The sequence below is a fragment of the Nocardioides panaciterrulae genome, assembly GCF_013409645.1.
Lineage (GTDB): Bacteria > Actinomycetota > Actinomycetes > Propionibacteriales > Nocardioidaceae > Nocardioides > Nocardioides panaciterrulae.
In genome coordinates this window covers 3585157-3599408 of sequence record NZ_JACCBG010000001.1, presented here as the reverse complement: position 1 = coordinate 3599408, position 14252 = coordinate 3585157, and the positions used below count along the sequence as shown (strand labels likewise).

The 14252-nt window shown below is 72.3% G+C and carries 12 protein-coding genes and 1 tRNA gene; 12 read left to right on the top strand and 1 reads right to left on the bottom strand.

Annotated elements, in window-relative coordinates; genetic code table 11:
• The first annotated feature begins 28 nt into the window (after positions 1-28).
• The gene (locus BJZ21_RS17135; RefSeq protein WP_179664860.1) at positions 29-2668 is read left to right on the top strand and encodes a penicillin acylase family protein; all 2640 of its coding nucleotides are present in this window, start codon (positions 29-31) and stop codon (positions 2666-2668) included.
• 156 nt (positions 2669-2824) lie between these two features.
• On the opposite strand, the gene BJZ21_RS17130 is transcribed toward BJZ21_RS17135, so the two are convergent.
• Positions 2825-3469: a 5-formyltetrahydrofolate cyclo-ligase gene (locus tag BJZ21_RS17130; protein WP_343052192.1), complete on the bottom strand. Its 645-nt coding sequence runs from the start codon at positions 3467-3469 to the stop codon at positions 2825-2827.
• A gap of 22 nt (positions 3470-3491) precedes the next feature.
• Between BJZ21_RS17130 and BJZ21_RS17125 the strand changes: the two genes are divergently transcribed.
• From BJZ21_RS17125 to BJZ21_RS21860, 11 genes are all read left to right on the top strand, one after another.
• Complete coding sequence (locus tag BJZ21_RS17125) at positions 3492-4901, top strand: UTP--glucose-1-phosphate uridylyltransferase (protein WP_179664859.1); 1410 nt, start codon at positions 3492-3494, stop codon at positions 4899-4901.
• Positions 4894-6126: a molybdotransferase-like divisome protein Glp gene (glp, locus tag BJZ21_RS17120; RefSeq protein ID WP_179664858.1), complete on the top strand. Its 1233-nt coding sequence runs from the start codon at positions 4894-4896 to the stop codon at positions 6124-6126. Before BJZ21_RS17125 ends, glp begins: the two co-directional genes overlap by 8 nt.
• A gap of 22 nt (positions 6127-6148) precedes the next feature.
• Positions 6149-6628 (top strand): cyclic pyranopterin monophosphate synthase MoaC, encoded by a 480-nt coding sequence (gene moaC, locus BJZ21_RS17115; protein ID WP_179664857.1) that lies wholly within the window; start codon positions 6149-6151, stop codon positions 6626-6628.
• Complete coding sequence (locus BJZ21_RS17110) at positions 6625-7101, top strand: molybdenum cofactor synthesis domain-containing protein (protein WP_179664856.1); 477 nt, start codon at positions 6625-6627, stop codon at positions 7099-7101. The genes moaC and BJZ21_RS17110 overlap by 4 nt, the downstream gene beginning before the upstream one ends.
• Positions 7102-7123: 22 nt before the next feature.
• Positions 7124-7708 carry a GNAT family N-acetyltransferase gene (locus BJZ21_RS17105; RefSeq protein WP_218851531.1) on the top strand — a complete coding sequence of 195 codons (585 nt, stop codon included), beginning with the start codon at positions 7124-7126 and terminating at the stop codon, positions 7706-7708.
• Between the two features lie 174 nt (positions 7709-7882).
• On the top strand, positions 7883-8833 hold the full coding sequence (gene sepX, locus BJZ21_RS17100; RefSeq protein ID WP_179664855.1) for a divisome protein SepX/GlpR: 951 nt from the start codon (positions 7883-7885) through the stop codon (positions 8831-8833).
• A gap of 68 nt (positions 8834-8901) precedes the next feature.
• Positions 8902-8977 (top strand) — tRNA-Ala (locus BJZ21_RS17095).
• A gap of 392 nt (positions 8978-9369) precedes the next feature.
• On the top strand, positions 9370-10371 hold the full coding sequence (locus BJZ21_RS17090; RefSeq protein WP_179664854.1) for a substrate-binding domain-containing protein: 1002 nt from the start codon (positions 9370-9372) through the stop codon (positions 10369-10371).
• A 322-nt stretch (positions 10372-10693) separates the two neighbouring features.
• Positions 10694-12271: an arabinosylfuranosidase ArfA gene (arfA, locus tag BJZ21_RS17085; RefSeq protein WP_343052191.1), complete on the top strand. Its 1578-nt coding sequence runs from the start codon at positions 10694-10696 to the stop codon at positions 12269-12271.
• Entirely contained in the window at positions 12264-13352 is a 1089-nt protein-coding gene (locus BJZ21_RS17080; protein WP_179664852.1) for a carbohydrate ABC transporter permease, read from the top strand. Before arfA ends, BJZ21_RS17080 begins: the two co-directional genes overlap by 8 nt.
• Positions 13349-14239 carry an ABC transporter permease subunit gene (locus tag BJZ21_RS21860; RefSeq protein WP_218851529.1) on the top strand — a complete coding sequence of 297 codons (891 nt, stop codon included), beginning with the start codon at positions 13349-13351 and terminating at the stop codon, positions 14237-14239. The genes BJZ21_RS17080 and BJZ21_RS21860 overlap by 4 nt, the downstream gene beginning before the upstream one ends.
• Positions 14240-14252: the final 13 nt, after the last annotated feature.

Genomic DNA, 14252 nt, shown 5'->3' with positions numbered 1-14252 from the left:
CATACGGCACGGCAGAATGACCGCCACCATGAGCGAGCAGCCCGCCCCCACCGCCTCGGCTCCCGCCGGCCGGGGCCCCACCGGGCCCGGGGCGTGGTGGCGCACGTTCCGCGGCTGGCCGGGTCCGGTGCGGGCCACGGCGTACGTCGCGGCCTTCCTGGTGCTGCTGCTGGTGGTCGCGACGATCACCGTGGTGGTGCTGGTCCGCATGCCGTTCCCGCAGACCACCGGCAGCATCGACGTCCCGGGGCTGCACGGCAAGGTCGAGGTGGTCCGCGACGAGCACGGCATCCCGCAGCTCTACGGCGGCTCGGTCGACGACCTGATGCGCGCCCAGGGCTACGTGCACGCCCAGGACCGGTTCTTCGAGATGGACGTGCGCCGGCACGCCACCGCGGGGCGGCTGGCCGAGATGTTCGGCCGGCCGGCGCTGGAGAGCGACGAGATGGTCCGCACGATGGGCTGGCGACGGGTCGCCGAGCGCGAGCTCGCGCTGGTGTCGCCGAGCACCCGCGCGGCGCTGCAGGCGTACGCCGACGGGGTCAACGCCTACCTCGACACGCACTCGCCGTCCCAGATCGCGGTGGAGTACACAGTGCTCAACGCGGGCGGGCTCGACTACCAGCCCGAGCCGTGGACCCCGGTCGACTCGCTGGCCTGGCTCAAGGCGATGGCGTGGGACCTGCGCGGCAACATGACCGACGAGATCGACCGGGTGCTCGCGCTGGCGAACCACAGCGCCGAGCAGGTCGCCGAGCTCTACCCCTCCTATCCCTACGCCGAGCACGCGCCGATCGTCGACCAGGGCGCGGTCGTCGACGGGGTCTACGAGCCGGACGCCACCTCGCCCGGGACCCGCAACCCCGAGCGGCCGGGGTACACCGCCGGCGAGCGGGCCGCGCTGGCCGGCCTGCGCCGGGGGCTGGCGAAGCTGCCCCCGCTGGTCGGGCACGGCGACGGGCTGGGCAGCAACAGCTGGGTCGTCGACGGCGACCACACCACGACGGGGGAGCCGCTGCTGGCCAACGACCCGCACCTGGGCGTCAGCCTGCCCGGCGTGTGGATGCAGATGGGGCTGCACTGCACGACCGTCGACCAGCGCTGCCCGCTCGACGTCAGCGGCTTCACGTTCTCCGGCGTGCCGGGGGTGATCATCGGCCACAACGCCGACGTCGCCTGGGGCTTCACCAACCTCGGCCCCGACGTCAGCGACCTCTTCCTCGAGCGGGTGGTCGGCGACCGGTGGCGCTACGACGGCAAGCTGCTGCCGCTGCGCCGGCGCACCGAACGGATCAAGGTCGCCGGCGGCCACGACGTGGTGATCACCGTGCGCTCGACCCGGCACGGGCCGCTGCTCTCCGACGTCTCCGACCAGCTCGCCGACGTGGGGGCGCAGGCCCGGGTCCCGGGACGCCCGGCCGGGGAGCGGTACGCCGTGGCGCTGCAGTGGACGGCCCTGCACCCCGCGCCGACCGCGGACGCGATCCTCGAGCTCGACGCCGCCACCGACTGGGACTCCTTCCGCGCGGCCGCCGCGGACTTCGCCGTACCGGCGCAGAACCTGGTGTACGCCGACACCGCGGGCCACATCGGCTACCAGGCCCCGGGGCGGATCCCGATCCGCAAGTCCGGCAACGACGGGCGGCTGCCGGTCGCGGGGTGGCAGCCGGAGAACGACTGGACCGGCCAGTACGTGCCGTTCAGCGGGCTGCCGAACGTGCTCGACCCGGAGGACGGGTTCGTGGTGACCGCGAACCAGGCGGTCACCGGCCCGGACTACCCCTACCTGCTCACCTCCGACTGGGACCAGGGCTACCGGTCGCAGCGGATCCGCGACCTGCTCGGCCGCGACCTCGCCGACGGGGGCAAGGTGTCGGTGTCGGACATGCTCGCGATCCAGCGCGACGACCGGAACCCGATGGGGCCGGTGCTCACGCCGTACCTCCTCGACGTGTCCCTGCCGAACGGCTACTACTCCGCCGGGCAGCGGCTGCTGCGCGGCTGGGACTTCGCGCAGCCCGCCGACAGCGCGGCCGCGGCGTACTTCAACGTGGTGTGGAGCAACCTGCTGCGGCTGACCTTCGACGACGAGCTGCCCAAGGACCTCTCGCCCGACGGCGGCGACCGGTGGTTCGCGGTGGTCAGCCACCTGCTGGCGAACCCGCGCGACCCGTGGTGGGACGACGCCGCCACGGACCCGGTCGAGACCCGCGACGACATCCTGCGCCAGGCGATGGAGGACGCGCGCGACGAGCTGACCGTGCGCGAGGACCTCGACCCGCGGCAGTGGACCTGGGGGCACCTGCACCGCCTCGAGCTGCACCAGCCGGCACTCGGCGAGTCCGGCATCGGGCCGGTGGAGTGGCTCGTGAACCGCGGCCCCTGGGCGGCCGCGGGCGGGTCGGCCGCCGTCGACGCGACGTCGTGGGACGCGTCCTCGTCCTACGAGGTGACCTCGGCGCCCTCGATGCGGATGGTGGTCTCGCTCGGCGACCTCGACGACTCCCGCTGGATCAACCTGACCGGCGTCTCCGGCCACCCCTTCGACGACCACTACACCGACCAGACCGACCTGTGGGCCGACGGTCGGACCCTCGCCTGGCCGTCCTCCTCCGCCGCGGTGCACGCCGCCGGCCGGGACACGCTGGTGCTGGCGCCGGGGCGGTAGGGGGGCTGCGGGAATCCCCGGCCAGCCGGGGACTCCCTCGGTTGGGGGGCGTTGCAACGCCCATCAACCGAGGGAAGAGGCCATCAACCCCCGAGCAACACCCCCGAGCCGCCGGGGCCAGGCTCGTCGGGCCCGGCGCCGCCGGACGCCGCCCGGTCAGCCGGTGACGCCGGCACCGCCGAACCGGCGCACCCCGGCCGGGCTGGCGACGGCGGTGACGGGGCGGTCGTGCGGTTCGCGGGGGACGTCGAGACCGACCTCGTCGTCATAGAGCAGCACGCAGGTGAAGGTGCCGACGGGGACCCGGGCCAGGGCGCGGTCGTAGGAGCCGCCGCCGCGGCCGAGGCGGACACCGTCGGGGGCGACGGCCAGGCCGGGGACGAGTACGGCGTCCGCGCGGGCGACCGCCTCGGGACCCAGCGGGGTGGCGGCGGGCTCGAGCAGCCCGCGCCGGGCCGGGACCAGCGACCCCTCGCCGTGGTAGGGCGCCCAGTCCAGGTCGCCGTCGGGCAGCAGCACCGGCAGCAGCACGTGCCGCCCCTGCTCGAGCAATTGCTCGAGCAGCAGCCCGGTGCCGGGCTCGGCGCCGATCGAGACGTACGCCGCGACGGTCGCGGCCCGGCGTACCTCCGCGGCGTCGAGCAGGTGCCCGGCCAGCAGCCGGGCCTCGGTGCCGACCTCGGCGACCGGCCGCCGGTGCCGCCGGGTGAGCAGCTGGTCGCGCAGCGCGAGCTTCGCGGCCGCCGCTCCCGGACCCGGGCCGGGGGTGTCAGCCTGTGAGGGCATTTGCGACGGCACCACCCGACAAGCCTACGATCGACTCATGGGTAGCGCTGGGTTGCACCGAGCACGCGACAAGATGGCCGACGCGGGCGTCGACGAGGTCGCCATCGAGACGTTCGCGCACTACTACCGGCTGCTCGAGCACGGTGAGACCGGGATGATCCCCGAGTCCGCGATCGAGCCGGTCGAGATGGAGCGGCTCGCCGACGTCGAGGTCTCCGAGGAGGCCGCCGCGCAGGCGATCCGCAGCACCGCGGTGATCAAGCTCAACGGCGGCCTCGGGACCTCGATGGGCATGGACCGCGCGAAGTCGCTGCTGTGCGTGCGGCGCGGACTGTCGTTCCTCGACATCATCGCCCGGCAGGTGCTCAACCTGCGCCGGGAGTACGACGCGCCGCTGCCGCTGCTGTTCATGAACAGCTTCCGCACCTCCGCCGACACCCTCGAGGCGCTGGCCCGCTACGAGGAGCTGCCGGTGGAGGGGCTGCCGCTGGAGTTCCTGCAGAACAAGGAGCCGAAGCTGCTGGCCGACGACCTCGCGCCGGTGTCCTGGCCCAAGGACCCCGACCTCGAGTGGTGCCCGCCCGGCCACGGCGACCTCTACACCGCGCTGCGCGGCACCGGGCTGCTCGACCGGCTGATCGAGGCCGGCTACCGCTACGTCTTCGTCTCCAACTCCGACAACCTCGGCGCGGTGCCCGACGCCCGGGTCGCGGGCTGGTTCGCCACCTCCGGCGCGCCGTTCGCGATCGAGGCGGTGCGCCGGACCCCCTCGGACCGCAAGGGCGGGCACTTCGCGCGCCGCCGCAGCGACGGGCGGATCGTGCTGCGCGAGACCGCGCAGACGCTGGAGGAGGACAAGGAGGCGCTGGCCGACCTCGACCGGCACCGGTTCTGCTCGACCAACAACCTGTGGTTCGACCTGGCCGCGATGAAGCACGCGCTGGACCTGCGCGACGGGATCCTCGGGCTGCCGCTGATCCGCAACGTCAAGAACGTCGACCCCGGCGACAGGTCCACCCCGGAGGTGATCCAGATCGAGACCGCGATGGGCGCCGCGGTCGAGGTCTTCGAGGACTCGCGGCTGATCGAGGTCGGCCGCGACCGGTTCGTGCCGGTGAAGACCACCAACGACCTGCTGGTGCTGCGCTCGGACGTCTACGAGATCGGCCCGGACTTCGTGCTCGACCAGGTCGCGACCGACCTGCCGTACGTCGACCTCGACGAGGAGCACTACAAGCTCGTCGGTGAGTTCGACAAGCGTTTCCCCGAGGGGGCGCCGTCGATGCGCAAGGCCACCTCGTTCACCGTCGAGGGGGACTGGAGCTTCGGGCCGGGGGTGCAGGTCATCGGCGAGGTGGCGCTGCACGCGGGCTCGGCGAACCGGGTCGAGGCCGAGACCGTGCTCAGCGGACCGTCCGACGAGTCGGACGGGCGTGCGGATGCCTGACGACCTGATCTCCGTCGACCAGCACCTCGAACGCATCCTGGAGGCGATCACGCCGCTCCCGGACTTCCCGCAGCCGCTGATGGAGACCCTCGGCCTCGCGGCCGCCGAGGACGTCATCGCCACGATGCGGCTGCCGTCGTTCGACAACTCCGCGATGGACGGCTACGCCGTGTGCCACCGCGACGTGGTCGGCGCCTCCGAGGAGCACCCGGTGCACCTGCCCGTGGTCGGCGAGATCGGCGCCGGGCAGGGCGGGCTGCTGGCGATGTCGCCGGGCACCGCGGTCAAGATCATGACCGGTGCCCCGGTGCCGGCCGGTGCGGACGCCGTGGTCCCCTACGAGTGGACCGACCGTGGCGTCGCCCAGGTGCGGATCGGCCGGGCGCCCGAGCTCGGCCAGCACGTACGCCGGGCCGGCGAGGACGTCGACGAGGGGGACCTGCTGCTCGAGCGCGGCACCGTGCTCGGGCCGCGCCACCTCGGGCTGCTCGCGGCGGTCGGCCGGCCCAGCGTCCGGACCCGGCCGCGGCCGCGGGTCGTGGTCCTCTCCACCGGGTCCGAGCTGCGCGAGCCCGGCCAGCCGCTGGGCCACGACGCGATCTACGACGGCAACTCCTACCTGCTGGCCGCCGCGGCCCGCCGGGCCGGGGCGCTCGCCTACCGGGTCGGGATCGTGCCCGACGAGCCGCGCGCGTTCCTCGACGCCCTGAACGACCAGCTGGTCCGGGCCGACCTCGTCGTCACCAGTGGCGGCGTCTCCCAGGGCGACTACGACGTGGTCAAGGAGGCGCTCAGCCCGCTCGGCACCGTCTGGTTCGGCGGGGTGGCGATGCAGCCGGGCAAGCCGCAGGGCTTCGGCGTGGTCGGCGAGGACGCCACCCCGATCTTCACGCTGCCGGGCAACCCGGTCTCGTCGTACATCTCCTTCGAGGCCTTCGTGCTGCCCGCGCTGCGCAAGCTGATGGGGAAGGCGCCGTACTCCCGGCCCTCCACCCGGGCCCGGCTCACCCACGCGGTCCGCTCCCCGGAGGGACGGCGCCAGTTCGTGCGCGGCGAGATCGCCGTGGACGCCGACGGGCTGGTCGTCTCGCCGGTGGGCGGGCACGGGTCCCACCTGATCGGTGACCTGGCGGCCTCCGACGCGTTGGTCGTGGTGCCCGAGGCCACCACCGAGCTGGCCGCGGGCGAGCAGGTGGACGTGGTCCTGCTCGACGAGGAATTCTGAGCGACCGGACGAGGGGGAGCACATGGACAGGTTGACCCACGTCGACGCGGCGGGTGCGGCCCGCATGGTCGACGTCTCGGGCAAGGACGTCACGGCCCGGACGGCGACCGCCTCGGGCCGGGTGCTGGTGGCGCCGGAGGTGGTCGCGCTGCTGCGCGGCGCCGGCGTGCCCAAGGGCGACACGCTGGCGGTGGCCCGGCTCGCCGGGATCATGGGCGCCAAGCAGACGCCGTCGCTGATCCCGCTGTGCCACCCGCTGGCGATCTCGGGGGTGACCGTCGACCTCGTCGTCGCGGACGACGCCGTGGAGATCGCCGCCACCGTGCGGACCACCGACCGCACGGGGGTGGAGATGGAGGCACTGACCGCGGTCTCGGTCGCGGCGCTCACGGTGATCGACATGGTCAAGGCCGTCGACAAGGGCGCGGTGATCACCGACGTGCGGGTGGAGACCAAGACCGGCGGCAAGTCCGGCGACTGGCGGCGGGAGGAGCGCGGGTGAGCCTGCGCGCGGAGGTCGTGGTCGCCTCCAACCGGGCGGCCGCCGGGGTGTACGCCGACGAGACCGGCCCGTTGATCGTCGACTTCCTCGCCGAGCTCGGCTTCGCCGTGGCCGCTCCCGTCGTGGTCCCCGACGGGGAGCCGGTGGGTGAGGCGATCGCCGCCGCCGCCGCGGGTGGCGCGCGGGTCGTCCTGACCACCGGCGGCACCGGCCTGACCCCGACCGACCGCACCCCGGAGGTCACCCGCGCGCTGCTGGACCACGAGGTCCCGGGGATCGCCGAGGCGATCCGGGCCCACGGCGTGGCCCAGGGCGTGCCCACCGCGGTGCTCTCCCGCGGCCTGGCCGGGGTGGTGGGCACCTGCCTGGTGGTGAACCTGCCGGGCTCGCGCGGCGGGGTCAAGGACGGGCTCGAGGTGCTGCGGCCGATCCTCGTGCACGCCGCCGAGCAGGTCGCCGGGAGCGACCATTGAGCGCCGGTGGCGGGGGCGACCGTTGAGCAGCGGCTGGCCGGTGTGGCTGGCCTCGCGCGAGGTCACGCTGCGGCCGCTGACCTACGGCGACGCCCGGTCCTGGCGGGTCGTGCGCCGGCGCAACGCGGCGTGGCTGCGGCCGTGGGACGCCACGGTCCCGCCCGGGGCGGACGCGCGGCCCTCGTCGTTCCGCTCGTTGGTGTTCCGGCTCAACCGCCAGGCGCGTGCCGGCACGACGTACCCCTTCGCGATCGAGATCGACGGCCGCTTCGTCGGCCAGGTGACGGTCAACAACATCGTGCGCGGCTCGGCGCAGTTCGCGTCCGTCGGCTACTGGCTGGACCGGGAGTACGCCGGCCGCGGGATCATGCCGCGGGCGGTCGCGATGGTCGTCGACCACTGCTTCTTCACCGCCGGCCTGCACCGGATCGAGGTCGCGATCCGGCCCGAGAACTCCAACTCCCTGCGCGTGGTGGAGAAGCTCGGGATCCGCGAGATCGGCTACGCCCCGCGCTACCTGCACATCGACGGTGCCTGGCGCGACCACCGGCTCTACGCCGTCACCGTCGAGGAGTGCCCCGAGGGCCTGGTCGCCCGTCTCGACTGACGTCGCCGGCCCTTGGACGGGCGGGTCGCCGCGACGGCGTCATGCGGATCGGGGTCTCTCGACCCCGGAATGCCCGCCGCCCCGCGCCGAGAATCTCACCAGTCACAGAGGTCATTTTGCGACACACCTGTTGACATCCGCGTCGGGGTGCGCAAGCGCTCCTAACCTCTGAGCGTGGACCTCAGCGCGCTCATCTTCGTCGCCCTCGCCGTGGCGTGGGCCGTCTACCTCGTCCCCAAGGCGCTCAAGCACCACGACGACGTGGTCCGCAGCCGCTCGGTGGACCGCTTCTCGCACACGATGCGGGTGCTCGCGCGGCGGGAGCCGGTCGACCGGCGCAACGCGCGCCTGGTCGTCAGCCCCGGCCGCGCGGCCGCCTCCTCGATCGTGACGACCAAGGCGACCACCCGGACCACCGAGTCCGTCACCGAGACGGTCGCCACGTCCGCCGCGCCGGCCACCCCGGTGAGCCCCGTGGCTTCGGCGACTTCGGCGGAGGCTGGCGCGCCGGTGGAGCCGACGCCGGCTCCGGCGCTCACGCCCGCCTCGCAGCAGGCCCGCCGGGCGGCGGCGAACCGGGCCGCCCGCCGACGCCGCAACGTGCTGGCCAGCATCCTGCTCGTCAACCTCGTCGTGCTCGCGCTGGCGGCGTTCTCGGTGCTGTCCTGGTGGGCCGTCGCGGCCCCCGCCGGGCTGCTGGTCGCCTGGCTGGTCGCCTGCCGCCTGATGGTCAAGCAGGAGCGGGCCACGGCCTCCCGCCGCGTGCGCCCGCGCCGGCAGCGCCGCCCCGCCGAGCGGTACGCCGACGAGGCCGGCCCCGAGCCGGACACCTCCGGGATCACGGTCGTCCCGGTCGACGACTGGACCGCCGACACCTCCTCGATCCCGGTCGCGGTCGTCGACCCGGCCCTGTGGGACCCGGTGCCGGTCACGCTGCCGACGTACGTCACCAAGCCCGCCGCCGCGCGCCGCACCGTCCGCACCATCGACCTGGACTCCACCGGCGTGTGGACGTCGGGCCGCACCGAGGGCGACGCCGCCCTCGCCCGGGAGGCCGAGCAGGCCGACCAGGCCCGCAAGGCGCAGACCGAGCGCGAGGCCACGCAGCGGGCGGTCGGCTCCTGAGGCGGGTCGATTCGGCGGCGTCCGCCGTCGGATGCTAACGTTTCGCACCGCGTCCCACGGACGCACCCGGGGCTGTGGCGCAGTTGGTAGCGCGTCTCGTTCGCAATGAGAAGGTCAGGGGTTCGAATCCCCTCAGCTCCACCACGGGGTCTTTGCAGAACGCTCACCGAGCGTGTGTGAGACCCAGAGGCACCCAGAGAGCCGCCGTCTTCCACTCGAAGACGGCGGCTCTCGTGCTGTGCGGGGGGTCGTCCGGCCCGAGATGGCGGGTCGCCGGCACTGGATGGACCCTCCTGGACCGAGATGACCCGTCGTAGGACATGACTCAGCGCCAAGCAGGAGCGGGGTGGCGGACATTCGCCCGACCATCGCGTCGTGAGTTGCCGCGGACCGCACGCAGCGGCCGGACGCAGCGGGTGGCCGCGCTCGCGGTGGTCCGGTTTCTCGGGTACGGGCGCGCCGGTGGCTGGGTCCGCCGCGTCCACGCCTCCTCGTCCGGCACCCTCCACTACGCTTCCCGGACGAGGGGGTGGACTGTGTCGGTTCGACTGAAGGACGTGGCGGTGCGCGCCGGCGTGTCGATCCGCACCGTCTCCAACGTGGTCAACGACTACCCGTACGTCCGTGCCGAGACGCGGGCGCGCGTCCAGGCCGCGATCGACGAGCTCGGCTACCGGCCCAACCTGACGGCCAGGCAGCTGCGGCGGGGCCGCACCGGGATGATCGCGCTGGCCGTTCCCGACCTCACCATCCCCTACTTCGGAGAGCTCGCCGGGCACGTGCTCATGGCTGCGGAACGCCATGGACTGACGCTCCTGATCGAGCAGACCGCGGGGTCCCGCGAGCGTGAGGTGATGCTCGCCCAGGGGCCCCGGGCGAAGTCGATCGACGGCCTCCTGCTCAGCCCCCTGGCCGCGGACGTCGAAGACCTGCCCACGGGGTCGGAGTCGGTCCCGCTGGTGCTGCTGGGGGAGCGCATCTATGACCCCAGGTTCGACCATGTGGCGATCGACAACGTCGCGGCGGCCGAGGCGGCGACCCGCCACCTCCTGGAGAGTGGGCGTCGACGGGTCGCCGCTGTCGGTGTGGCGTCGAGCGCCCGCAGCACCATGGCCGACCTGCGGCTCCGGGGGTACCGGCAGGCGATGGACGGCTACGGGCTCACGGTCGACGAGCGGCTGGTCGTGCGCACCACCTGGTTCCGCCGGCCGGACGGCTACGTGGCCACGAAGCAGCTGCTGGAGAGCGGCGAGCCGCCGGAGGCGATGTTCTGCTTCAACGACCTGATCGCGCACGGGGCGCTGAGGGCGCTGTCCGAGGCGGGCCTCCGCTGCCCCGAGGACGTTGCGGTGATCGGCATCGATGACATCGAGGAGAACCGGTACACCGTGCCGTCGCTGACCAGCATCGCGCCGGACAAGTCCAAGATCGCCCACCACGCCGTAGAGCTCCTGGTGCGGCGCATCGGGGGAGAGCGCCCCGACGGCGTGGACTACACGCCCGGTTTCAGCCTCTCGGTGCGCGAGAGCGCACCCTGACGGACGGCAGGCGCTCGCCCGGGGCGCCTGCGAGCTGCCCGGTGCTGGCCCAGGCCTACCGGAAGCGCAGCGCCGCGATGGCCCTGGCTGTCGCCATCTTCCTCGTGGCCCGTTCTCGTGGCGCCACTGAGGGCGGACCCGTCACGCGGCGGTGAGTGAGCAACCTGTGTCGCGCGGACCGGTTGCCGGCTCACCGCCGCCCGAGGCCCGAGGCTTGGACGCTCTTGCAACGTTGCAAGAAATCCGATAGACATCTCGCATGGCTGATGTGATCCACGACACTCCGACACCTGAGGGGTCCCAATCGGTGACGTCCGCTCGCGTGACTGCCCACGCCGACTACCAGATCGCCGAGATCGACCGTCGACTCTTCGGCTCGTTCGTCGAGCACATGGGTCGGTGCGTGTACTCGGGCATCTACGAGCCGTCGCACCCGGACGCCGACGAGGACGGCTTCCGCGGCGACGTCCTCGAGATGGTCCGGGAGCTCGGGGTGAGCGTCGTGCGCTACCCAGGCGGCAACTTCGTCTCGGGCTACCGCTGGGAGGACGGCGTGGGCCCCCGCGACGAACGACCCTCGCGCCTCGACCTCGCCTGGCGCGCCGTCGAGTCCAACCAGTTCGGCCTCAACGAGTTCATCACCTGGAGCCGGCAGGCGGGCGTGGAGCCGATGCTGGCGGTCAACCTCGGGACGCGGGGCGCCCAGGAGGCCGCCGACCTCGTCGAGTACGCCAACCACCCGGGCGGGACCCAGCTCTCGGACCTGCGCCGCAAGCACGGTCACGACGCCCCCCACGACGTACGGCTGTGGTGCCTGGGCAACGAGATGGACGCCCCGTGGCAGCTGGGCATGAAGACCGCAGCCGAGTACGGCCGGCTGGCCGCGGAGGCGGCGAAGATGATGAGGCTGGTCGACCCTCGCGTCGAGCTGGTCGCCTGCGGCAGCTCCATGCGGTCGATGCCGAGCTTCGCCGGCTGGGAGTCCGAGGTCCTCGAGCACTGCTTCGACCACGTCGACTACATCAGCCTGCACTCCTACTACGAGGAGCTCGAGCGCGATCTGCCCGGCTTCCTCGCCTCCAGCCGGGACATGGACCTGTTCATCGAGGAGATGATCGCGACCGTCGACCATGTGGCCGCCCGCAAGCGCAGCAGGCGCCGGTTGATGCTGTCCTTCGACGAGTGGAACGTCTGGTTCCAGCAGCACTTCGCGGGGCCGGAGTCACTGACGTTCCAGGAGCAGCCGCGCGTCATCGAGGACACCTACGACATCGCGGCGGCCCTGGTCGTCGGCACCCTGATCATCTCGCTGCTGCGACACTCCGACCGGGTCCGCGTCGCCTGCCAGGCGCAGCTGGTCAACGTGATCGGTGCGATCCGCAGCGAACCTGGCGGCCCCGCGTGGCGCCAGAGCATCTACTTCCCGCTGGCCCACGCCGCGCGACATGCGCGCGGCCTGGCGCTGAACCTGGCGGTGCACTCGCCGACCTACGTCGCCGAGCCTCACGGCGAGGTGCCGCTCCTGGAGTCGATCGCCACGTGGGACCCCGAGGACGGCGCGGTCACGTTCTTCATGGTCAACCGCTCCCTCGACCGGCCGCTCCCCGTCACCGCCGAGCTCGTCGGCCTGGGCGACCTCGTGGTGCACGAACACCTCGTCCTGGCAGCGGATGGCGACGTCCGGCGGCGCAACACCGAACGAGCGCCGGGGGCGGTGACCCCTCGCGCCTCCCAGGCGTCCTCGGTCACCGGGAACGCCCTGGCGACCACGTTGGACCCGCTGTCGTGGAATGTGGTCCGGCTGGTGCCCAGGACGCAGGCCCGGGCGGCAGCCGGTGCTCCGGCCGCGTCCGCCGAAGCGCACGCGGGGGCCGAGACCGGGAGCCGGCGCCATGGCTGAGCACACCGCCTCCCGCGGCAGGACGGCGCGCGGTGACGGGGCCGCCGCCCTGGTCTTCCTGTCGCCGTTCCTCGTCCTCGCCGTCGTGTTCATCCTCTACCCGGTCGGACAGGCGCTCTACATGAGCTTCTTCGACTTCGACCTGCTGACCCAGACGGCGACCAACTTCGGGTTGCAGAACTACCGCGAGATGTTCGGGGGGAGCGACCTCACGTGGTCGGCGACCTCGATGCTGACCTGGCGCATCCCGTTGCTGCTCCTGGCTGGCGCCGTGGTCGTCCGCGGGACGAGGAGGCCGGGCGCCAAGCGCACGCTGACCGTCGTCGCCGTGCTGCTGCTTCTCGTGGTGGCTCTCGGTGTGCACCCGGGTGCGCACGGGTCCTGGAACGACCAGCGGTTCTGGGCGGCGCTCCAGCACACGATCGAGTTCACGGTCATCTCGACGCCGCTGCTCATGGCGCTCGGGCTGGGTCTCGCCATCCTGGTCAACCGCCCGGGACGCCTGAGCACCGTCTACCGCACGGCGTTCTTCCTGCCCTACGTCCTGCCGGTCTCGGTGGTGACCCTGATCTGGATCTACCTCCTCAATCCCGATCGCGGTCTCGCCGTGAAGTTGACCGACGCCCTCGGGATCCCCCCGATCGACTACCTGAACTCGCCCAGCTTCGCGCTCCCCGCGGTCATCCTGACCACGATCTGGTGGACCGTGGGCTTCAACCTGGTGCTGTTCCTCGCGGGTCTGCAGGACATCGACCCTCACCTCTACGAAGCGGCGGCGCTGGACGGCGCGAGCCGGTGGGCCTCGTTCGTCAACATCACCGTGCCCGGGCTGCGCCGGGTCTCGATGCTGGTCCTGGTCACGCAGGTCGTCGCGTCGTTCCAGGTGTTCGGTCAGGTCTACATCATGACCCGCGGTGGCCCAGGAGACTCCTCGCTCGTGCTGATCCAGAACGTCTACCAGACGGGCATCCGGGACGCGAAGCTCGGCTACGCCTCCGCCCAGTCGATCGTGCTGCTGGCGCTCATCCTGGTGGTCTCGCTGGTCGAGCTCCGCTTTCTGCGAGAGGACGCGGACTCGTGACCGCCGCCGCGACCGCACCCGAGGCGGTGCGTGACCAGGCCCGGGCGTCATCGCCGAAGCCCCGCACTCGGCGGCGTCCCACGCTCTTCCACGTCTTCATGATCGTTGCCGTCGTGGTCTGGCTGCTCCCGATCGGGTGGATGGTGGTGCTGGCGGTCTCCGACAACCACCTGCTGCAGCTGAAGACCCAGACGTTGATCCCTCAGGGGTTCACGCTCGACAACATCGTCACCGAGTTGCGCGGCTCCCGGATCCCGCGGTGGTTCCTCAACAGCGTCGTGGTCACCGGGGTCACCACCCTGGGCACGGTCGTCACCTCGGCGATGGCCGGTTACGCGTTCGGCCGGCTGAAGTTCCGGTTCCAGACCCCGCTGTTCGTCCTGACGTTGGCGGGATTGATGGTCCCCCGGGAGGCCATGTTCATCCCGCTCTACCTGATGTTCAGCGAGACGGGGCAGCTCAACAGCTACCAGGGACTCTTCCTGCCCCGCATCGCGCTCCCGCTCGGCGTGTTCATCATGACCCAGTTCTTCCGGGCCGTCCCCCACGAGATGGAGGAGGCGGCGCGCATCGACGGCGCGGGCCACGCGCGGATCTTCCTGAGCATCATGCTGCCCCTGGCCCGGCCGGCGATGGCGGCCCTGGCGATCTTCGCCTTCGTCCAGTCCTGGAACGACTACCTGTGGCCGCTCGTGGTCGCGACCAATCCCCACTTCTTCACGCTCACCGTCGGTCTCGCCCAGCAACAGGGATCGTTCGACGCCGCGAACAGCCTCGGCAGCCTGATGGCGCGCGGACTGATCGGCAGCCTGCCGCTGGTGATCGTCTTCCTGCTCTTCCAGCGTCAGCTGATTCGTGGAATCGCTCTCGGGAGCGGCGAGAAGTAAGACCCGGCACCAA